The 19,196-nt window shown below is 65.2% G+C and carries 15 protein-coding genes and 2 pseudogenes; 12 read left to right on the top strand and 5 right to left on the bottom strand.

Annotation, left to right across the window (positions count from 1 at the left end):
* Positions 1-199: 199 nt before the first annotated feature.
* From IP65_RS19370 to IP65_RS19380, 3 genes are read left to right on the top strand one after another with little or no spacing between them, the layout of a single operon-like run.
* Positions 200-1,126, top strand: coding sequence for a dihydrodipicolinate synthase family protein (locus tag IP65_RS19370; protein WP_022678381.1), 927 nt, complete (start codon positions 200-202; stop codon positions 1,124-1,126).
* A gap of 10 nt (positions 1,127-1,136) precedes the next feature.
* A complete protein-coding gene (locus tag IP65_RS19375; RefSeq protein ID WP_054132722.1) occupies positions 1,137-2,135 on the top strand; it encodes a 4-hydroxyproline epimerase in 999 nt (332 codons plus the stop codon).
* 47 nt (positions 2,136-2,182) lie between these two features.
* Positions 2,183-3,403: an FAD-binding oxidoreductase gene (locus tag IP65_RS19380; RefSeq protein WP_231627810.1), complete on the top strand. Its 1,221-nt coding sequence runs from the start codon at positions 2,183-2,185 to the stop codon at positions 3,401-3,403.
* An 18-nt stretch (positions 3,404-3,421) separates the two neighbouring features.
* Here IP65_RS19380 and IP65_RS19385 read toward each other — a convergent pair whose 3' ends face one another.
* Together IP65_RS19385 and IP65_RS19390 are read right to left on the bottom strand one after the other, a co-directional pair.
* On the bottom strand, positions 3,422-5,671 hold the full coding sequence (locus IP65_RS19385; RefSeq protein WP_054132724.1) for a xanthine dehydrogenase family protein molybdopterin-binding subunit: 2,250 nt from the start codon (positions 5,669-5,671) through the stop codon (positions 3,422-3,424).
* On the bottom strand, positions 5,668-6,141 hold the full coding sequence (locus IP65_RS19390; RefSeq protein ID WP_197279290.1) for a (2Fe-2S)-binding protein: 474 nt from the start codon (positions 6,139-6,141) through the stop codon (positions 5,668-5,670). Before IP65_RS19390 ends, IP65_RS19385 begins: the two co-directional genes overlap by 4 nt.
* 181 nt (positions 6,142-6,322) lie before the next feature.
* Here IP65_RS19390 and htpG point away from each other — a divergent pair, with 181 nt between their 5' ends.
* The 5 genes from htpG (at position 6,323) to IP65_RS19415 (ending at position 13,383) form a co-directional block, all read left to right on the top strand.
* Entirely contained in the window at positions 6,323-8,224 is a 1,902-nt protein-coding gene (gene htpG, locus IP65_RS19395; protein WP_054132725.1) for a molecular chaperone HtpG, read from the top strand.
* Between the two features lie 98 nt (positions 8,225-8,322).
* Positions 8,323-9,009, top strand: a complete 687-nt coding sequence (locus IP65_RS19400; RefSeq protein WP_231627812.1) for a 2'-5' RNA ligase family protein — start codon at positions 8,323-8,325, stop codon at positions 9,007-9,009.
* Between the two features lie 389 nt (positions 9,010-9,398).
* A complete protein-coding gene (locus IP65_RS19405) occupies positions 9,399-11,750 on the top strand; it encodes a TonB-dependent receptor (RefSeq protein WP_054132726.1) in 2,352 nt (783 codons plus the stop codon).
* A 279-nt stretch (positions 11,751-12,029) separates the two neighbouring features.
* Complete coding sequence (locus tag IP65_RS19410; RefSeq protein ID WP_022674721.1) at positions 12,030-12,938, top strand: sugar phosphate isomerase/epimerase; 909 nt, start codon at positions 12,030-12,032, stop codon at positions 12,936-12,938.
* A gap of 40 nt (positions 12,939-12,978) precedes the next feature.
* Positions 12,979-13,383, top strand: a complete 405-nt coding sequence (locus IP65_RS19415; RefSeq protein WP_022674720.1) for a DUF6379 domain-containing protein — start codon at positions 12,979-12,981, stop codon at positions 13,381-13,383.
* A gap of 99 nt (positions 13,384-13,482) precedes the next feature.
* On the opposite strand, the gene IP65_RS19420 is transcribed toward IP65_RS19415, so the two are convergent.
* Complete coding sequence (locus IP65_RS19420; protein ID WP_054132727.1) at positions 13,483-14,325, bottom strand: DUF1080 domain-containing protein; 843 nt, start codon at positions 14,323-14,325, stop codon at positions 13,483-13,485.
* Positions 14,326-14,575: 250 nt separating this feature from the next.
* Between IP65_RS19420 and IP65_RS19425 the strand changes: the two genes are divergently transcribed.
* On the top strand, positions 14,576-15,184 hold the full coding sequence (locus tag IP65_RS19425; RefSeq protein ID WP_054132728.1) for a TetR/AcrR family transcriptional regulator: 609 nt from the start codon (positions 14,576-14,578) through the stop codon (positions 15,182-15,184).
* Positions 15,185-15,297: 113 nt separating this feature from the next.
* Here the strand turns inward: IP65_RS19425 and dld are convergent, their stop codons facing one another.
* Positions 15,298-16,992, bottom strand: coding sequence for a D-lactate dehydrogenase (gene dld / locus IP65_RS19430; protein ID WP_054132729.1), 1,695 nt, complete (start codon positions 16,990-16,992; stop codon positions 15,298-15,300).
* 343 nt (positions 16,993-17,335) lie between these two features.
* Between dld and IP65_RS21045 the strand changes: the two are divergent.
* The 3 genes and pseudogenes from IP65_RS21045 to IP65_RS21785 form a co-directional block, all read left to right on the top strand.
* Positions 17,336-17,458: pseudogene (locus tag IP65_RS21045) on the top strand (glycosyl hydrolase); the annotation flags it as partial.
* 23 nt (positions 17,459-17,481) lie between these two features.
* A complete protein-coding gene (locus IP65_RS19435; RefSeq protein WP_054132730.1) occupies positions 17,482-18,687 on the top strand; it encodes an MFS transporter in 1,206 nt (401 codons plus the stop codon).
* 46 nt (positions 18,688-18,733) lie between these two features.
* A complete protein-coding gene (locus tag IP65_RS21785) occupies positions 18,734-18,913 on the top strand; it encodes a hypothetical protein (RefSeq protein WP_197279291.1) in 180 nt (59 codons plus the stop codon).
* A gap of 63 nt (positions 18,914-18,976) precedes the next feature.
* Here IP65_RS21785 and IP65_RS21050 read toward each other — a convergent pair.
* A pseudogene (locus tag IP65_RS21050) lies at positions 18,977-19,137 on the bottom strand (transposase); the annotation flags it as partial.
* Positions 19,138-19,196 lie beyond the last annotated feature (59 nt).

Consider the following 19,196-nt stretch of genomic DNA (forward strand, 5'->3'; position numbering starts at 1 on the left):
ATTGAATGACCGGATAAATCCTGCCCCCGCAACCATCTTACACCTCACACACATAACAACAGCCCCGGCCAAACAAGGCACGGGGCCTTTCTGGCGTCTGGCGCACCTCCTGCTGCGTAACCCGCGCAAGACACGATTGCCGACCACCCCATGATATCGTATACGATCTGGCAGCTAAGCAGGATCAGGACGACGATAGATGGCAATCGGTTGGAAGGGCGTGTTCCCGGCAGTCACCACGCAGGTTCGCGAAGACCTGTCGATCGATTTGGCCGACACCCAGCGCGTGGTGGACGACCTGATCCGCGACGGGGTTACCGGGGTGATCGCGCTGGGCACCGTGGGGGAAAACAACTCTCTCGAATTCGACGAGAAGGTCCAGGTTCTTTCCGCCATCGTGGAAGTGGTCGATGGCCGCGTGCCGGTGATCACCGGCTGTTCGGAATACGACACCCGCCGCGCCGTGCGCTATGCGCGGGCTGCGCAGAAGGCTGGGGCGGATGGCGTGATGCTGCTGCCGCCGATGGTCTATGTGCCCAAGCCGCACGAACTGGTCGCCCATTTCCGGGGCGTTGCGCAAAGCATGGACCTGCCGATCATGCTCTACAACAACCCCCCGGCCTATCGCACCGTGATCGACAAGGATGTGCTGGCGGCCCTGGTCGAGGTGGACAACATCGTGGCGGTGAAGGAATCGGCGCCCGATACCCGTCGCTTCACCGATTTCCGCAATGCCTTCGGCGATCGCTACGTGCTGTTTGCCGGCTTGGACGACGTGGCGCTGGAAGGCCTGTTCCTGGGCGCGCAGGGCTGGGTGTCTGGCCTGACCAATGCCTTTCCCCGGGAATCGGTGGAACTGGTCAATGCCATGCAGCGGGGAGACCATGCCAAGGCCCTGGAAATCTATCGCTGGTTCATGCCGTTGCTGCATCTCGATGCCGAACATGACCTGGTCCAGTCGATCAAGTTGGCCGAGCAGGTGATGGGCCGTGGTTCGGAACGGGTGCTGCCGCCGCGCTATGTGCTCGAGGGTGCACGCCGCGCCGAAGTGATTGCCATGGTCGAAAAGGCTGCTGCCACCCGGCCCGATCTGACCCCGACGCGCGCCGAACCCGTGCTGGCCTGAGCGGGCGGCGATGCGCCACACGTTCTTTTGCATCGATGGGCACACGGCCGGCAATCCCGTGCGCCTGGTGGCGGGTGGAGCGCCGCTGCTCAAGGGCGCGTCCATGTCGGAACGGCGGCAGGATTTCCTGGCGCGCTTCGACTGGATCCGTACCGGTCTGTGCTTTGAACCCCGCGGGCATGACATGATGTCGGGCGGGTTTCTCTATCCGCCGGTCGATCCGGCCAACGACATTGGCATCCTGTTCATCGAGACCAGCGGATGCCTGCCGATGTGCGGCCATGGCACGATCGGTATCATCACGTTTGGCCTGGAACATGGGCTGATCCAGCCGGCGGTGCCTGGCCGCCTCAAGGTGGAAGTGCCAGCGGGCACGATCGAGATCGCCTACCAGGCACAAGGCGCCAAGGTCACGTCGGTGCGGATCACCAATGTGCCATCCTATGTGGCGGCGCGGGGCATAGCCGTGGAGGTGGAGGGCATCGGCGCGCTATCGGTCGATGTGGCCTATGGCGGCAACTATTACGCCATTGTCGAGCCGCAGGGCGCCTATACCGGCCTGGACGACCTGGGCGCGGCGCGGATCGTGGCGCTGTCGCAACGCGTGCGCGAGGCTGTGCGCGCGCAGTTCGAGCCGGTGCATCCGCTCGATCCCACCATTCGCGGTGTCAGCCACGTGTTGTGGACCGACCAGCCCAAGCATGACGGCGCCGATGGGCGCAATGCCGTGTTCTATGGTGACAAGGCGATCGACCGCAGCCCCTGCGGCACCGGCACCTCGGCGCGCCTGGCGCATCTGGCGGGGCAGGGCAAGCTGGGCGTGGGCGATACCTTCGTGCACGAAAGCTATATCTGTTCGCGCTTTATCGGGCGGGTGGAGCAGGCAGTGACATTGGGCGACCAGCCCGCGATCATCCCTTCGATCGAGGGATCGGCTGTGGCGACCGGCTTCAATACGATCTGGATTGACCGCGATGATCCATTCTGGGCTGGTTTCCAGGTTACCTGAGTGAATGTGCCTGGCGCGGGATGCGCGCAAGGGGGAGTGGCGTCGTCGTGGCGGTGATCGGAATTGTCGGTGGCGGCGTGGTCGGCCTCTGTGCGGGGATCGCGCTGGTCGAGGCCGGGCACAGCGTCACCATCATCGATGACGATCGCCTGGGCCAAGCCGCATCGTGGGGCAACGCCGGGCATATCGCGACCGAACAGGTCGAGCCACTTGCGTCGCCTGCCACCATCCGCGCCTTGCCCGGCCGGCTGTTTTCCCGGGGCGGGCCGCTGGCCTTTCCGCCGGGCGCCATCGGGCGATGGCTGCCGTTCGGCCTGCGGCTGATGGCAGCGGCGCGCCCGGCGCGCTTTCATGCCGGCTGTGCGGCCATGGCGCCGCTGATGGCGCAGGCCCTGCCGGCCTGGCGTGACCTGGTGGCGCGGATCGGCACCCCAGACTTGCTGCGCGAAGAAGGACATCTTGTCGCCTGGCATGATGCCCACGCTGCCGCTGCCGGCCGTGCCGCATGGCAGGCGGCCCAGACCGGCACGGCAAGGGTGGCGCGAGCCACCTATGAGGATGTCGCGCGCCTTTCCGCCCTGTGTGGGCAGCCGGTGGCGGGCGCTGTGCGCTTTGCCGGTACGGCGCAGATTGCCGATCTCGATGCGCTGCGCCAAGCGCTGCGCCATGCCTTTGTGGCGCGCGGCGGACGCCTGCACGCCGAGCGCGCGCAAGTGGCGATCGCGCATGGTCGGGCAGACATACCGGGGCTGGGGGCTGACACCGTGCTGGTTTGCGCTGGCGTGCGTGCCGCGCCCATCTTGCAAGGCCTGGGTCATGCGGTGCCGATGATTGCCGAGCGCGGCTATCACATCCGCGCCGACGCGCGCGCTTGGCCGGCCGATCTGCCGCCGGTGGTGTTCGAACAGCGCGCGATGATCGTCACGCGGTATCGCGACAGCGTGCAGGCGGCGAGCTTTGTCGAACTGGGCGACCCCGATGCCCCGGCCGATCCGCGCAAGTGGGAAAGGCTGGAGCGTCATGTGGCGGAACTCGGCCTGCCGATGGCCGGGCCGTTCCGGCGCTGGATGGGCTGCCGGCCGACGCTGCCCGATTATCTGCCGGCGATCGGCCGTTCAGCGCGCGCGGCCAATCTGTTTTATGCCTTTGGCCACCAGCACCTGGGGCTGACGCTGGCGCCGGCCACCGCGCACCTGATCACGGCGCTGATCGACGAAACGGCGCCAGCTGTGTCGCTGGCGCCGTTCGATCTTTCCCGTTTTGGCTGAGAATCAGGCGCGCCTGTTTCAGCTCAACGTGCCGATGGGCAGAGTGCGCACGCGCTGACCGCGCAGGCGCGACACGGCATTGGCCACGGCCGGTGGCACAGCGGGCAGGCCGGGCTCGCCGATGCCGCCCATCTTCTCCCCGCTTTCGACAATGCGCACGTGCACGCGCGGCATGCGATCGGGGGTGAGGATCGGATAGCCATCGAAATTGCGCGCCACGCGTTCGCCGTTCTTGTAGGCGGCTTCCTCGATCAGGGCTTGCGACAGGCCGAGCGCCACGGCGGAATTGACCTGCGCGGTGATGATGGCGGGGTTGACGATGCTGCCCGGATCGATCGCCTGCCACACATCGTGCACCTTGACCTGGCCATCGGCGATCGAGACTTCGGCAATGGCCGCCGTCTGCGTGCCGAAGGGCGAGGCCATGGCCATGCCGCGGGCGCGGGTGGTGCCATCGGGCGCGGTGAACGGGCCGCGCTTCCAGCCGCCGGACAGATCGACCACCGCTTTGAGCAGCGTGGTCAAGCGGGCGTTGCCCGAGAGCAGGTGCAAGCGCACAGCATAGGGATCCTGCCCGCCCTTGTCGGCCAGTTCATCGAGGAAGGCTTCATAGAAGAAGTCGTTCATCGAATTGCCGACCGACCGCCAATAGGCCACGGTGGTAGGGCTTTTGACGAAGATCTGGGCAATGCGCTTGTTGGGCAGGGCATAGCTCTTGCCCGCCAGCCCTTCGAGCGCGGTGGGATCGATTTCCCCGCTGCGCTTGTCGGCAATGCCCTCCCTCGGGCCTTCGGTGGCGCTCACCGCCTCGATCGCCAGGGGCATGCCGCTGGCATCGACCACGCCGCGAAACCGCACGGCGGCCATCGGGCGCAGCGGGTCGCGCAGGAATTCCTCTTCGCGCGTCCAGATCAGCTTGACCGGGGCGTTGACGCGCTTGGCCAGTTCGATCGCCTGGGGATAGGGATTGCCCTTGGGATAGAGGAAGTGGCGGCCAAAGAACCCGCCAAGCAGGGGCGAGTGGATGCGGATCTTTTCCGGCGGCAGTCCGGACGCCTTGGCCACTTCGGCCAGGAACATGTCGGGCGCCTGGTTGGGGAACCACATGTCGAGCGTGCCATCGGCGTTGAACCGCGCCAGGGCCGAGGGCGGCTCAAGCTGGGCATGGTTCAGGTATTGGCTGTGATAGGTGGCGCTGAGCGTGCCCTTGGCGCCGGCATCGGCAAAGGCCTTGGCAACGTCGCCGGTGCTTTCGGCCACTTCTTCGGTGCCCTGCACCGTGGCGAGATGGGCGGCGTGGTCTGCCGTGGAGAAGGTGGCCGGCATTGGGCGATAGCTGGCCCCGGTGGGCTCAACCCAATCGACCTGGGCGGCTTCCACCGCGCGGCGCGCGTGCCAGAAACGCGGCGCGACAACGGCGACCGCGCCATCGAGGACATGCACTGAATGCACGCCCTTCATCGCCTTGACGGCTGCCTCGTTGCGGATTTTGCCAACGGCGAGGCCCAGGCGCGGCGCATGCTGGACGGCGGCGTGGAGCATGCCGTCGACCTTGCTGTCGATGGCGAACTGCGCCTTGCCGGTCGATTTGGCGCGCACGTCGAGCCGGGCCTGCGGCTTGCCGATCCAGCGGAAATCCTTCGGGTCCTTGAGGGTGGGCGGCGTGGTCGGCGCGGGCAGATCGAGCGCGTGGGGTGCCAGTTCGGCATAGCTCAGGCTGCGGCCCGAGGCCTGGTGCACGACGCGGCCGGGCTGGGTGCTGAGCGCGCTGGCCGGCACCGACAGGCGTTGCGCGGCGGCCTGGATCAACATGGCGCGGGCCGATGCGCCAAGGCGGCGCATGGTGTCGTAGCTGCTGCGCACCGACATCGATCCGCCGGTGATCCGCATCTTGCCATTGATGACCTGGTAATCCGGCCCGGTGGGTGCGTTTTCCACCACGAAGGTGGCAGGATCTGCATCGAGTTCTTCGCCCACGATCTGGGCCATGGCGGTCCACACCCCCTGGCCGCCTTCGGCGAAGGGGCTTTGCAGGCGGATCGTGCCATCGGGGTTGATCGCCAAGAATGCCGGCACGCGGGTGCCGGGCACCACCGCCGGGGCAGCGCCGGCTGCCTGCGCGCGGGCTGCGCCCACCGGCAGGCCAAAGCCGATCACCAGGGCGCCGGCGCTGGCGCCGCCGAGGAAGCCACGGCGCGATACGTTTACCGGCTCGCCGGTTGGCAGCACCTTGGCCAGCGCGGGATCAAGCGGGGTCCATTCGGTCATGCGCCGTGCTCCTGCGCGGGAGCAAGACCGGCCACATCGCGCACCGCCGCCTTGATCGCGTTATAGGTGCCGCAGCGGCACAGGTTGGTCATTGCCGCTTCGACATCGGCATCGCTGGGCTTGGCCTTCTGCTTGAGCAGCGAGGTGGCCGCCATGACCTGGCCCGATTGGCAATAGCCGCACTGCGGCACCTGGTGCTTGACCCAGGCTTCCACCACGCGGGCGCCCACCGGATCGGCCTCTACCGCCTCGATCGTGGTGATCTGTGCGCTGGCGACCGCTTCCACCGGCGTCACGCAACTGCGCGTCACGGTGCCGTCGATCATGACCGAGCAGGCGCCGCATTGGGCGATGCCGCAGCCATATTTCGTCCCGGTCATCCCCAGGTCGTCGCGCAGCACCCACAGCAGGGGGGTATCGCCATCAGCGTCGATCTGACGTTTCTGGCCGTTGACGGTCAATTCGATCATGAAAGGCAGCCCATTCTTCGCAAAGCACGTATGCTTGGGTTTCATATCGCAATCTAATCGCCGTGGCACGATGAATATCGGGCAGGGCGCCATATTTTCCGGGCTTGAACTCGGCTTGGCGGGCGCACACCTAAGGCGCCTATTGCATTGTCTTGCCAAACAGAGGGAGCCGAGCCCACCGATGACCGCCGACGTTCTGGACGATACCGCCGCCAGCCCGCAGACCCACGCCTTCGAGGCGGATGTGGCCAAGCTGCTGCACATGATGGTCCACTCCGTCTATTCGGACAAGGATGTCTTCCTGCGCGAGCTGATTTCGAACGCGGCCGATGCGTGCGAGAAGCTGCGCTATGAAGCGATTGCCCAGCCCGATCTCTTGGGCGACGATCCGGCCCCGCGCATCACCATCACTGTCGATGCCGATGCGCGCCGCCTGACGATCGAGGACAACGGCATCGGCATGACCGCGGCCGACATGACCGAAACGCTTGGCACGATCGCGCGCTCGGGCACCAAGGCGTTCATGGACCGCATCGCGGCGGCCAAGGGTGCTGAGGACACCCAGCTGATCGGCCAGTTCGGCGTTGGGTTCTATTCCGCGTTCATGGTCGCGGCCAAGGTCGACGTGATCTCGCGCCGGGCCGGGCAGGATGGCGCGGCGATGTGGTCTTCCGATGGACTGGGCACTTATACCATCGGCGCGGTTGCGGCGCAGGATGCACCGGCGCGCGGCACGCGCATCGTGCTGCACCTGCTGGATGACGCGGCCGACTATGCGCAAGCGCCGCGTATCGAGCAGATGGTGCGCGCGCAATCGGGCCACGTGCCCGTGCCGATCACGGTCAAGGACAAGCCGGATGCCGAAGGCACCCAGGTGGCTGATGGCACTGCGCTGTGGACCAAGCCCAAGAGCGCCATCACGCCCGAGGAATACAAGGATTTCTACCGCAGCGTGGCCGGGCAGTGGGACGATCCGGCGCTGACGCTGCATTACCGCGCCGAGGGGCGGCACGAATATTCCGTGCTGGCCTTCGTGCCCGAAACCCGCCCGTTCGATCTGTTCGATCCCGATCGCAAGGGGCGGATGAAGCTCTATGTCCGCCGCGTGTTCATCACCGACGAGGCAGAGCTGCTGCCGCGCTATCTGCGCTTCGTGCGCGGCCTGGTCGACTCCGCCGATCTGCCGCTCAACATGTCGCGCGAGATGATCCAGGACAGCCCGATCCTCGCCGCGATCCAGAAGGGCCTGACCGGCAAGGTGCTGGGCGAACTGGAAAAGACCGCGAAGGACGATCCGGCGGCCTATGCCAAGCTGTGGGACACGTTTGGCGCGGTGCTCAAGGAAGGGCTCTACGAGGATTTCGAGCGGCGCGAGGCCCTGCTGCGCCTGGCGCGGTTCAAGACCACGGCCTCGGGCGGGGAATGGCGTTCGCTGCAGGACTATGTGGCGGCGATGAAGGAAAACCAGACCGCGATCTATTACGCCACCGGCAGCGATCTGGATCGCATCGCCAGTTCGCCGCAGCTGGAAGGATTCCGCGCGCGCGGCGTGGAAGTTCTGCTGCTGCCCGACCAGGTGGACAGCTTCTGGGTGCGCGGCGCGATCGATCTGGATGGCAAGCCGTTCAAGTCGGTCACGCAAGGGGCAGCCGATCTCAGCCTCATCCCCTTGCCTGAAGGCGCCGACTCGCCCCAGGCCGAGCCGAGCGATGCGGTGGGTGCGTTCCTGGCGTTCGTCAAGGACACGCTGGGCGATGCGGTTTCCGAGGTGCGCGCGTCTGACCGGTTGACCGACAGCGCGGTGTGCCTGGTGGCCAGCGAAAGTGGCCTCGATCGCCAGCTGGAAAAGCTGCTGGCCAACGCCGGGCAGCTTCCGGCCGGCGCGGCACCGGTGCTGGAGGTGAACCCGGCGCACGCGCAGATCGCGGCGCTCGCTGCTCTGCCGGAAGGCGACGCGCTGCGCGCCGACGCTGCCGAACTGCTGCTGGACGAAGCGCGTATCGTCGATGGTGAGCCGCCGCGCGACCCGCGCGCCTTTGCTGCGCGGCTGGCCCGGCTGATCGCCCGCGCCACCACAGCCTGATCGGGTGAAGGCAGCCTGCGCGCCCATTTGCGGTTGTAAGTGCGGCGCGCGGCTGCCACGCCGATGGCAATGATGCAGGCCTGTGCAGGGACGATACGATGATGCGGCGCGCGTTTTTCTGGGGCATATCCGCAGCCTTGGCGGCGTCCAGCCCGGCGGTGGCCGCGCCAGCGGACAAGGTCAGCATCGATATCTATGCCATCCCCTCGCGCCCGATCGTGGCGGCGGTGGACCAGGCCAGCGCCGATCTGGCGCAACTGGGCATGACCACGTTTCGCCAGCGCGGGCAGGCGGTGCATGCCACGCTTTATCTGACCCAATATCCCGTCAGCGCGCTGCCCCGCCTTAAGGCCACGATCGCGCGGCTGGCGCGCGGCCACAAGCGCTTGCCCCTGGCAATCGACGGCACCGAGCGCACGCCCACCAACTGGCTGTTCCTGCGCGTGACGCGCACCCCCGCGTTGCAGCGCCTGGCCGATGAAGTGACCCTGGCGGCCGAACCGCTGCGCGACCATGACCTGGCGCCGCCGGCCTGGATGAAGGACTATCCGGCCAAGCTGCCCGCGTTCCAGCGCTATGGCTCGCCCAATGTATTCATGCAGTTCGATCCCCATCTGACCCTGCTGGCCAACGAGGCCAATCCCGCGCTGGCCACCTATATGGCCAAGACCGGGCAGCAGCCGCCGCGCGCCCAGGGGCAGGTCGATGGAATCGGCATCGCGCTGGTCGATGCCAATGGCCAGATCGTCAGGACTCTCGCCGAATATCATTTCCGCTCGCGCTGACGCGGTAGCGGACGGTCAACGCAAGCAGCCACGGGTCAGCGCTGTGCTGGTCGCGTTGGCGTGCGCGCCGCGTTGGCGGCATTAGCCAGCGTGATTGCCGGCGCATCACGCCCGGCGGCTGATCTTCATTTTCTATCTGCGCCCCCCTCGACGCGTCGCGCCTGTCTGCACGCATCGGCAGCTGGCGAGCGTCGTGTGCGTGGCGATCGGGCGAAGCCGCTTGACATGGCGCCCGACGGAAAATATTGGCGACTTTAATCGGTGATTAAAAATGTATCGCCTAACGCAGGACGCCGGAGGAAAGACCGATAATGCGCGCGCGCCCGCAGTGGCGAAAGGGCGCCTTGGGTCTCCTTCTGGTGCTTCACGACATGGAGAGGGAGGCCATCATGATCAGAACGTCCATCCACACTGCGCTGTTCGTCGGCGCTGCATTGGCCCCGCTGGCCGCCGCATCGGCGCAGGACGCCGCGCCGGTTGCGCAGGGCCAGGTTGCGGCCCCGGCTGCCTCTGACGGCCTTGGCGAAATCGTCGTGACCGCACAGCGCCGGTCTGAAAACGTGATGAAAGTGCCGCTCAGCGTTTCGGTGGTCACCGCCGAAACGCTGGTGAAGCGCGGCGTCAACGACCTGAGCGCCGTCACCAAGCTGGCACCCAGCCTTCAGGTGGCGCAGGACAACACCTATTCGATCCGCGGTGTCGGCACGGCGACGTTTGCCACGACGGTGGAATCGAGCGTTTCGCAGATGGTCGACGACGTGGTGCTGGGCAATGGCGAGTTTGCCGCCAACGCGTTCTACGATCTGGAGCGCGTCGAGGTTCTCAACGGGCCGCAGGGGCTGCTGTTCGGCAAGAATGCCTCTGCCGGCCTGATCAATATCACCACCGCCAAGCCCAAGATCGGCAAGCTGGAAGGCAATGCCGACCTGGAACTGGTCACGCGCGACCGGCCGGTGAAGAATGGCCACGGCATCCAGGGGCGTGCCACGCTCAATCTGCCGGTGAGCGAGAACAGCGCGCTGCGCCTCAACGCGATCTACAGCGGGCAGGATTCGGTGACCTGGCCTGAAGTAAATCCCAAGGTTCGCAATGACATGGGCCTGCGCAGCCTGGGCCTGCGCGCCAAGTACCTGTGGGAGCCGGACACCGCGCTCAGCGTCTATATCCTGGGCGATTACAACCGCCAGCGCGGCGTGACCGGCCGCTATGACATCACCTATCGCGAGCTTGGCACCGGCAGTGCCTATACGGGCTTGGGCCTGCCGACTGGCACCACCAATCGTATTTTCCAGGCCGATGCCCCCAACTTCCGCGACACTGAAACCGGCGGTGCGCAGGCCAATATCAGCTACACGTTCGATAGCGGCGTCCAGCTGATCAACATTGCCGCGTGGAAGCACATGACAACGGGCTTCTCGTTCGATTCCGACGAAACCCAGTACAACTTCTTCAACACCAATTCGGCACATCAGAACTATAACCAGTTCTCGGAAGAACTGCGCCTGGCGCTGCCCTCGGGCAACCGCCTCACCGGCCAGGCCGGGCTGTATTACTTCCACTCGCAGCTCAACCAGCAGAATCTGCTGGGCGGCAACAACGGCCTGCCTTCGTTCCTGCTGCCGACCTTCCCGTTCTGCGTTGGTGCCACCCAACTTGGCGCGCCGCCGGCGGCTTGCCCGGTCAGCAACACCTCGTTCCTCGGCCAGGACTCGCGCTTTACCCTCAAGCAGAACAGCTTCGCCGGTTATGGCCAGGTCAGCTATGGCCTGACCGACACGCTGAAGGCGACCGCTGGCGGCCGCGTCACGTATGACAAGGCCAGCATCGACCTGCTCGAAAACACCGGCCAGTATTTCGTCACGCTGGGCATTCCCAACAACCACTCGGTCCAGAGCACCGATGCCACCAACTTCAGCTACAAGGTCGGCCTCGACTGGCAGGCAACGCCCACGACGCTGGTCTATGGCTTCTACGGCCGTGGCTACAAGGGCCCTGGCTTCTCCAACACCGCGCCGGCGCCGGGCGCCAACCTGGCGGTGCGCCCGGAAATTTCGAAGGGCGGCGAAATCGGCATCAAGACCCGGTTGTTCGATAATCACCTGACGCTGAGCCTTTCGGGCTTCTACACCCGCTACACCGACCTTCAGGTGCAGTCGTGGATCACCGTGCTGCGCACCTTCGTGCTCGCCAATGCGGCAACCGCGACGACCAAGGGCGTGGACGCCTCGTTCACCGCGCGCGTCGCACCGGGCCTTACGCTGTCCGGCTCGGCCACGTATGCGGATGCAAAGTACAACGATTTCCCCGGCGCGCAGTGCTACCCGACGCAGACCACCGGCGGCTGCTCGGCGACGCAGAGTTCGTTCAATGCGGCGGGGTATCAGATTCCACTCTCGGCCAAGTTCAGCACCTCGCTTGGCGCTGATTACCAGCATGCGCTGACCAACACGCTCGATGGCCTGGTTTCGTTGAGCTATTACCACCGTTCGTCGCTGTCAGCCGGCTTTGGCCCGGCGTTCCAGATCCCGAGCTGGGATACGCTGGATGCCAGCCTGGGCCTCAAGGCGGCAAACTGGACGCTGTCGGTGTTTTGCAAGAACTGCACCAATGCCATCCGCCCGATCTCGATCGGTTCGGACGGCGGTGATGCCTCGCTGAGCCCGGCCGTGCTGACGCTCAACCAGCGCTTCAGCTTCAACTCCGTTCGCACCATCGGCGTGCGGGCAGGGATCAACTTCTGATCTCTTTCGATCGGAAGTGATGCAAGGCTTCGGAGCGTGGGGGCGCTTCCGAAGCCTTGTTTTTGGGCCGGCGCTCAAGTCCGGCATGTCCACCAGGCGCGTCAGGGATGCTGGATAGGCAGCCGCGCGATGGCGGAATGACCGCTTGCCAGGAATTTGATCACCGATTAAATCGTAATTAGAATGTAGTTCCTGTTCTGGCTTTTGCAGCAGGCCAGGAACGCAGAACGGGCCGGATGGCCCGATCCACCACGGGATTGACAGAACAGGGAGTTGAGCATGTCCGGGCAGTTCAAATACGGGGTATCGCTCTACAGCTATACCGAAGACTTCGGCAGCATCATGACCCTTGAGGATGGCTTTGATCACGCCGCCGATACCGGGGCCACGGGGATCGAGATCCTGGGTGAGACGCATGTGGAGTGCTATCCCGAACCCAGCAAGGAATGGCTCGACACGTGGTTCGGCCTGCTTGACCGCTACCAGCTTGAGCCGACCAACATGTGCTCGTGGGTCGATACCAAGCTGCGCCTGGGACGACAGCTGACGGTCGAGGAAGGTGCCGGAGAGCTTGAGCGTGACTTGCGCCTGGCCCACCGGCTTGGCTTCAAGTTCCTGCGTCCCAAGTTCGGCGTGATCGACGCGCAGCTCACCCCCGATCCGATCTGGTCGGGCGCGGTCGAGCGGGTGCTCGATCTCGCCAATAAATTCGACATCGTGATCTGCCCCGAAATCCATTCGCCCACGCCGATCAGGCACCCGGCGGTGGAAGGCTACATCGATTTCATCGAGCGCACCGGAACCCCCAACTTCCGCCTGCTGATCGATACCGGCATCTTCCAAAACCGTCCGCTCAAGGGCTGGCAGCATGAAGTGCCCGAGGGTGATAGCGATCACGCCAAGCTGATCAACGGCATCGCGGTCGATCCCGAAGAGTTCCTCGACATCGCCAAGTACGTGGCGTTCATCCAGGCGAAGTTCCACTACATCAACGATGATCTGCAGTGCGAAAACATCCCCTGGGACAAGGTGATACCGGTGCTCAAGCGCGCGGGCTACAGCGGTTACCTGTCTTCGGAATACGAAGGTGCGCGCGAGCCGTGGGTGGCGATCGACCAGGTCCGCCGCCAGCACGTCATGATGCGCCAGCTCGAGGCGCAATACGACGCCGCGCTGGCCGACGCCTGATCCGCTCGCACCCTAGACCGCCATTTTCCAGGAACATGCCATGTACGAATATCAACTTATCCAGGCCACCGGCTTCCGCAACTACGGCCCCGAAGATGCGCGCGAGGGGGTGGAAGTGCGCCTGCGCCTGCCCAACTATCGCGGCATGCGTCTGTCGCTGCTCGACGGCGTGGACGTGACGCTCGACGACGAGTTCTTCAGCTATGAAATCACCAAGCTGCGCCTGCATGGCGAGGTCTATGATCTCGACGCCATGCGCGACGCTACGACGGTGCGTTGGGCGATGGGCGACTTTGGCAGCGTGCTGGTGCCCAAGGCGGGTGGGCTGGCCCCCGGCATCCATCGCGTCAAGGTGGCGGCACGCGTTCGTTCGCCCTATTTCCCGCCGCACCTGCAGCCCCTGCCGGTGAACGGGGAGCGGCTGGCAACGATTGTCCTGCCCTGAGCGGGCAAAAGCGCGCCGCGCCTTGCAGGGCCGGCGCCAAAAGCAATGGCCCCCGGTGCGCGCACACCGGGGGCCATTGCTTTTCCATGACGGCGCAAGTCAGAGCTGGCGGATCTTCACGTTGCGGAACATGATTTCCGCAGCCTCGATCTGCAGCAGGATGCGGCCGCGCGTGAGGGGGATGTAGCGCGAGCGATCGGCAGGGTCCTGGCGTTGCAGGCCGTAGAGCGCGGTCACGATGCGGCCGTTGACGATATGGGCGGCCTTGTCACCCTGGGCGATCAGTTCGACCGTGTTCCACCCCTCCAGCGTGTCAAAGCTGCCATCGGCGCGGATCCACTGGCGCAGCGATCCGCCGGCATCGACTTGCGGTGCGTATTGCGTATTGCCGGGAAGGTCTTCGGGCCAACCGGGCAGCCCGCCTTGCGAGATGGCCGGAATGGCGCGGTGGTTGATCGGCAGGGCATCGCCGGTGTTGCGCTCCATGATCTGGTATTCGATGGAATCCGGCCAGAGCAACTCGCGGCCAAGGGGATTATGATAGAGGATGCCGCTGTCCCGCTTCCACAGTGTGCGCGGTTCGTAGCGGCGCGTGCCCCACTGGTATTCGAGGCTGAGGTGATAGTTCTCGTACTCGCGATCGGTGGCGAGGTAGCCCATGCCCGCCTTGGCCGGGCCGCGATAGCGCGGGCCGAGCAGGTGGAGCATGCCATCGTGGACATCGACCACGCCATCGCGATCCTGCTGGCCCACTCCATCCTGGAAGAACGTCCAGCCGGCCATGTCGCGGCCATTGAACAGCGGCTGCCAGCCGTCAGCCGCGGCCCCGGCGGGCGCTGCGGCTGGTGCCCGGCTGGCGGCGGATGCCACGTGCGGCAGCGCGGCGGTGGCAACGCCGGTCGCGGCCAGGCGCGTCAACGCGCCGCGTCGGGTGGTTTTCATGCATATCTCCCTGGATTCCATACCGTCTGACCGGCGGATACCCTGTGTTTTTAATCGGTGATCAAATTATCGCAAGCGGGGATTGCGAGTACCCATACCGTTGCCCAGCCACAGTGCGCTGTTCACGTTTTGACATCGTCTGGCGCGCGGTACAAAAGGCAAGGCGCTGGATGCCAATGCCGCTGATGACGGCGGAGCGGGGCGGCTATTGCCCGCCCCAGGCAACCGGCACATCACCGGGCGGGAACGAATGAGCGACAAGAAGCAGTATCACCGGGACAAATTGCGCAACAGCCTGCTTGATGCCGGTCGTGCCTACCTGAAGCAGCACGGGCACAACGGGCTTTCCATCCGCACCCTGGCCCAAGAGGTCGGGGTGTCGCCCGGCGCGCCCTATTATCATTTTCCCGACCGGCGTTCGCTGCTGCTGGCGCTTGCCACCGAGGGGTTCAACGAAATGCTGGCAGGCACCGAGCAGGTTCTTGCCGGCAAGGCCAGCCCGGCCGACAAGCTCCGGCGCATGGGTTTGCTGTTCATCCGCTTCGCCGAAGAGAACCCGCATCTGCTCGATCTCATGTACGAAAGCGAGCTGACCACGCCAACGCTTGATCCCACGCTGCTGGAATTCCAGCGCGCGGGCCATAATGCCCTGCGCGAACAGGTTGTCGGCGCGCTCGACGGCGTGGACAAAACCCATGCCGACGTGCGTGTCGTGGCCTATTGGTCAGCGATCTATGGCTTTGCCACGATGCGCAAGAAGGGGGTGTTGCGCCCCAGCGATGATGGTGCCTTGCCCAGCGTGGATATTGCCGAAACGATCGTCGATATCACCTTGCGCGCCGTGCTCGCTCCCGACTGACCGCGCGCCGGAGATGGCGGGGCAGAGATGCTGTTCCGCAACGTGATGATCCGCCAACTGCATGCCGCAGACTTTGCCGACATCCGTAAGGGATAAGTCGTCCTGGCGCCGCGCTATTGCCAGTCGCGCTGCCGGCTCGTCTGGCCAATGCCGGGATTGAGGCGGTTGCCGGGATCGAGCGCCCGGTAATGCGCTGCCAGCGCCGGCTTGGCCGGATAGAGGTGGCCAACGTTGTGCTCTGCCGGATACTCGGCACCGCGCGCGTCGAGCAGGTCCCACATGCGGTGCTCCAGCGCGAGCGGGTCGACGCCTTTCTTCAGGATATAGTCCTGGTGGAACACGTGGCAGAAGAAATGGCCGTAATAGAGCCGGGCCTCGATCGCATCGGCGATGGCAGGGGGCAGGACTTCCAGCCAGTCCTCGTCATTGCGGCGCAGGGCGATGTCGAGGGCAACGATGTCACCAACCCGATCCGCGTGCATGGCGCGGTAGCGGATTGCCGCGCCGGCCACGGCAAAACGGTGGAGGAAGGCCTTCTGCGCTTCGTGCGGGGTGCACTCGAACATGTCGCCCGTGGCACTGGGAAACATCTGCGCCAGCAGGGTGCGTGCCTCGTCCACGCCATCGCGTGGCATCTTGAGGATCAGGTGGTGGGTAAAGTGATCGCGCCACGCCCGCATGCGCGGCGGAAGATGCTGCGGCAGCAGCCGGCTTGCCGCCTGCATGACCCGGTCGGAGAGGTTGGCCGGCAGGATGCGCCAGCGCCGTGCCACAGCGTCGATCCGGTTCTTCAACGCAAAGAGGCGGGGCAGGCGATCCGTACCGAACCGCTCGATCGCGACAAACACGTCCTTGCCATAGACCGCAGCGATATCGAACGCGTCGCGGTGGATATATTCGCCCGAGATCGGCAGTTCGCGAAATTGCGCCAGGATCGTGCGGCGCAAGCGGGTGAGTTCGGCGGTATCGTTGGTGCCGATGTAGAACGTTGCCGTCTGTTCCTCGCGCGGGAAGGTGTCGAGCCGAACGGCAAAGACCATGACCTTGCCCGCGCTGCCTGAAGCCTCGAACAGGCGTTCTGGGTCGGCGTTATAGCGAGCGGGCGAGGGGGCGGCGATGTCGCGCACCCGCGCGGCATAGTCCTGGCACGAGGCAGCGCAGGGGGCCGCGCCGGCCTCACCGGTGACGGGCAGGCGCCCTTGGCCGATACGGCCGAGAATGTCCTCGGGCGTGGTGCCGAGGTCCAGGCCGAGATGGTTGACCAGTTCGACCGTGCCATCGGCCATGACCCGGGCAAACAGCGCCATTTCGGTATAGGCGGGGCCACGCCGGATCAGGGCGCCGCCCGAATTGTTGCAGATGCCGCCGATTACCGAGGCACCGATGCACGACGATCCGATGACCGAATGCGGTTCACGGCCGAGCGGCGCCAGTTCACGCTCGAGATCATAGAGCGTGGCGCCGGCCAGGCAGACCACCTGCGTTCCGCCGGCCAGGGAGTGGACGCCCTTGAGGCGCAACGTGTTGATGATCACCACCGGACGGTCATAGTGCCCGTCCGGGGTGGAGCCGCCGGTGAGGCCGGTATTGGCAGCCTGGGCAATCACGATCACATCGGCGGCGACGCAGGCGCAAAACGCGTGATACTGTTCCAGCGGCGTGCCTGGGCGCACCACGGCAAGAACATCCCCGGTTCCATAGCGATAGCCGGTGGCAAAGGCGCGGGTCGCATCGCTGCCAGTAAGGACGTGGCGCGCGCCGACAATGGCGCGCAAGCGATCGAGCAGCGGGGTAGTGGTAGAGAGCATCAAGCAAGCTCTTACTGCTGGTACGGCCAAGGTGCACGGGGGAAAACACCCCCATCGACCCACAGTGTCTGCCCGATGACGAATGCCGCAGCCGGGCTGGCGAAGAACAGCACCGGTCCGGCGACGGCTGACGACACGACCGATCCGGCTTGCTTTCCATTTGATCGCTGATTAAAAATGGCGTGGTGCCACGGTCGGCGCCGTTGACGACGCTGCGCTGCCATCACCGATGCCAGGGGCCGATGTCAGGGAGAGAACAATTGCCTAGACGTTTCGTGGGCCTTTCCCGCGCCGCCGGCCCGATGCTTGCCCATGGCGCGGGCAGCTCCATCCGGCGCCCGACGCGCTTGCCGACCCGCCGGTTACGGCGCAGCCGCGGGTGTGGTGGCCCTGGATGAACGGCAACATCACCAAGGACGGCATCGCCAAGGACCTCGCCTGGATGAAAGCCGTCGGCATCGGTGGCGCACTGCTGAAAGGACGAGCAACATGAGTACCGCAACCGATATTGGCGCACCACGCCAGGCGGGCCTGCCCCAAGGCATCGTCGTGGTGATCGCCAGCTTTCTGCCCATCCTGGCGATCGTCGCCCTGGCGCCGGCAGTGCCGCGCATGATGGCGCATTTCGCCGGTGTCCCCGGGGCGAGCCTGTGGGTGCCGCTGGCGGTCACCGCGCCGGGCCTGATGGTCGCGCTGCTGTCGCCGGCGATGGGCTGGCTGGTCGATCGCCATGGCCGCAGCCGGCTGCTCGTCGTTGCCACCGCAGTCTATGGCCTGGTCGGGATCGCCCCGGTGTTCATCGACGGCCTGCCCGCGCTGTTTGCCTCGCGTCTTTTGCTTGGCGTGTGCGAAGCGGCGATCCTGACGGTGACCAACACGCTGGTGGGTGACTATTTTGACGAAGGCCGGCGCCGTTTCTGGTTGACCGTGCAGTCCGCCGCGCAGCCGTTTTTCGGCGTCTCGCTCTTGGTGCTGTCGGGCATGCTGTCAGGGGTGGGGTGGAACATTCCGTTTCTGGTCTATGCCTGCGCCATCCCGATCGCGGTGGCGATGGCATTCCTGCTGTTCGAGCCGGCAAAGCGCAGCCAGACGCTGTTGCCCGGGGCCGTGGCCGGCTTTCCCACCCGCCATGTCCTGATCACCAGTGGCGTGACCCTGCTCGCTTCGAGCATCTACTACGTCTATATCGTCCAGGTTGGCCTGCTGTTTCCCGGCGTCGGCGTCACGTCGCCCGATACGATCGGCATGCTGATCGGCCTCGCGAACATTGGCGTCTTCTTCGGTGGGCTGTTGTTCAAGCCCGCATCGAGCCGGCTTGGCACCGGCTGGCAGATCGGCATCTTCTTTGCGCTCATGGGCGCTGGCCTGCTCGGCATTGGCGCCAGCGCTTCGGCCGCCCAAATGACTGCGTTCTGCACCGTCCAGCAACTGGGCGCCGGCCTGTGCATTCCCACGCTGCTGTTGTGGACCATGCGCGGGTTAAGCGATGAGAACCGCGGCCGCGGCATGGGCTTCTGGAGCTGCGCATTCTTCGTGGGCCAATTCGTCAGCCCGGCGCTGGTCTCGCTGGTTACCGTGTTCAGCCATGGCCTGCCCCTGACGTTCGTGGCCATCGGCGCGGGCAGCATAGCCCTGGCAATCATTGTCGGCATGGCCCTGAGCGCCAGCGCGCGCCCGGCACCGGCCCGCGCCTGAACCGCAAAGCGCCGCCGCCATTCCCGCCTTTCAGCAAAAAACGCGCGTGACCATCGTCATGCGGCGTTTTTTAAGCCGTGTGCAATCAGAACATCAGGCCGGCTCGCACCCGGTGGGTGCGTTGCGGCTGGGATGCGCGTTCGATGGGGATCGCCATATGAATGATGTGGCGGAGACGGAGGGATTCAATTTTAAGCTACAAGATCATGATTTCAAACGTAATTGATCTGCGCGCATTATCGATATGCCTCAAAGCATGCCCCGGGAAAAATTTTTCTTGAAGCCCCATGGCCAGCACCCCGCCAATGGCCTGCCGCTTCCAGGACGCAATCATCGTGTGGTGGACGCCGGCTTGGCTACTAACTCTGCCGGCGTCAGATCGCCCCGGATCGCTTCCAGCGCTACCATCGCCTTGAACTCAGCGTTGCTGCGCTTTCTTGTCGTATTCATTCTCGTACCGGTCCATCAGGTCGGTAATAGCCCTGCCCAGAAAACCAGCGCCATCTCAC

Source organism: Novosphingobium sp. AAP1 (assembly GCF_001295765.1).
Taxonomy (GTDB): Bacteria; Pseudomonadota; Alphaproteobacteria; order Sphingomonadales; family Sphingomonadaceae; genus Novosphingobium; species Novosphingobium capsulatum.

Excerpts from the sequence above, each read along its gene's own strand:
- IP65_RS19370 (WP_022678381.1), top strand. The coding sequence starts at position 200 with ATGGCAATCGGTTGGAAGGGCGTGTTCCCGGCAGTCACCACGCAGGTT.
- IP65_RS19375 (WP_054132722.1), top strand. The coding sequence starts at position 1,137 with ATGCGCCACACGTTCTTTTGCATCGATGGGCACACGGCCGGCAATCCC.
- IP65_RS19385 (WP_054132724.1), bottom strand. The coding sequence starts at position 5,671 with ATGACCGAATGGACCCCGCTTGATCCCGCGCTGGCCAAGGTGCTGCCA.
- IP65_RS19390 (WP_197279290.1), bottom strand. The coding sequence starts at position 6,141 with ATGATCGAATTGACCGTCAACGGCCAGAAACGTCAGATCGACGCTGAT.
- htpG (WP_054132725.1), top strand. The coding sequence starts at position 6,323 with ATGACCGCCGACGTTCTGGACGATACCGCCGCCAGCCCGCAGACCCAC.
- IP65_RS19400 (WP_231627812.1), top strand. The coding sequence starts at position 8,323 with ATGATGCGGCGCGCGTTTTTCTGGGGCATATCCGCAGCCTTGGCGGCG.
- IP65_RS19405 (WP_054132726.1), top strand. The coding sequence starts at position 9,399 with ATGATCAGAACGTCCATCCACACTGCGCTGTTCGTCGGCGCTGCATTG.
- IP65_RS19410 (WP_022674721.1), top strand. The coding sequence starts at position 12,030 with ATGTCCGGGCAGTTCAAATACGGGGTATCGCTCTACAGCTATACCGAA.
- IP65_RS19415 (WP_022674720.1), top strand. The coding sequence starts at position 12,979 with ATGTACGAATATCAACTTATCCAGGCCACCGGCTTCCGCAACTACGGC.
- IP65_RS19420 (WP_054132727.1), bottom strand. The coding sequence starts at position 14,325 with ATGAAAACCACCCGACGCGGCGCGTTGACGCGCCTGGCCGCGACCGGC.
- IP65_RS19425 (WP_054132728.1), top strand. The coding sequence starts at position 14,576 with ATGAGCGACAAGAAGCAGTATCACCGGGACAAATTGCGCAACAGCCTG.
- dld (WP_054132729.1), bottom strand. The coding sequence starts at position 16,992 with ATGCTCTCTACCACTACCCCGCTGCTCGATCGCTTGCGCGCCATTGTC.
- IP65_RS19435 (WP_054132730.1), top strand. The coding sequence starts at position 17,482 with ATGAGTACCGCAACCGATATTGGCGCACCACGCCAGGCGGGCCTGCCC.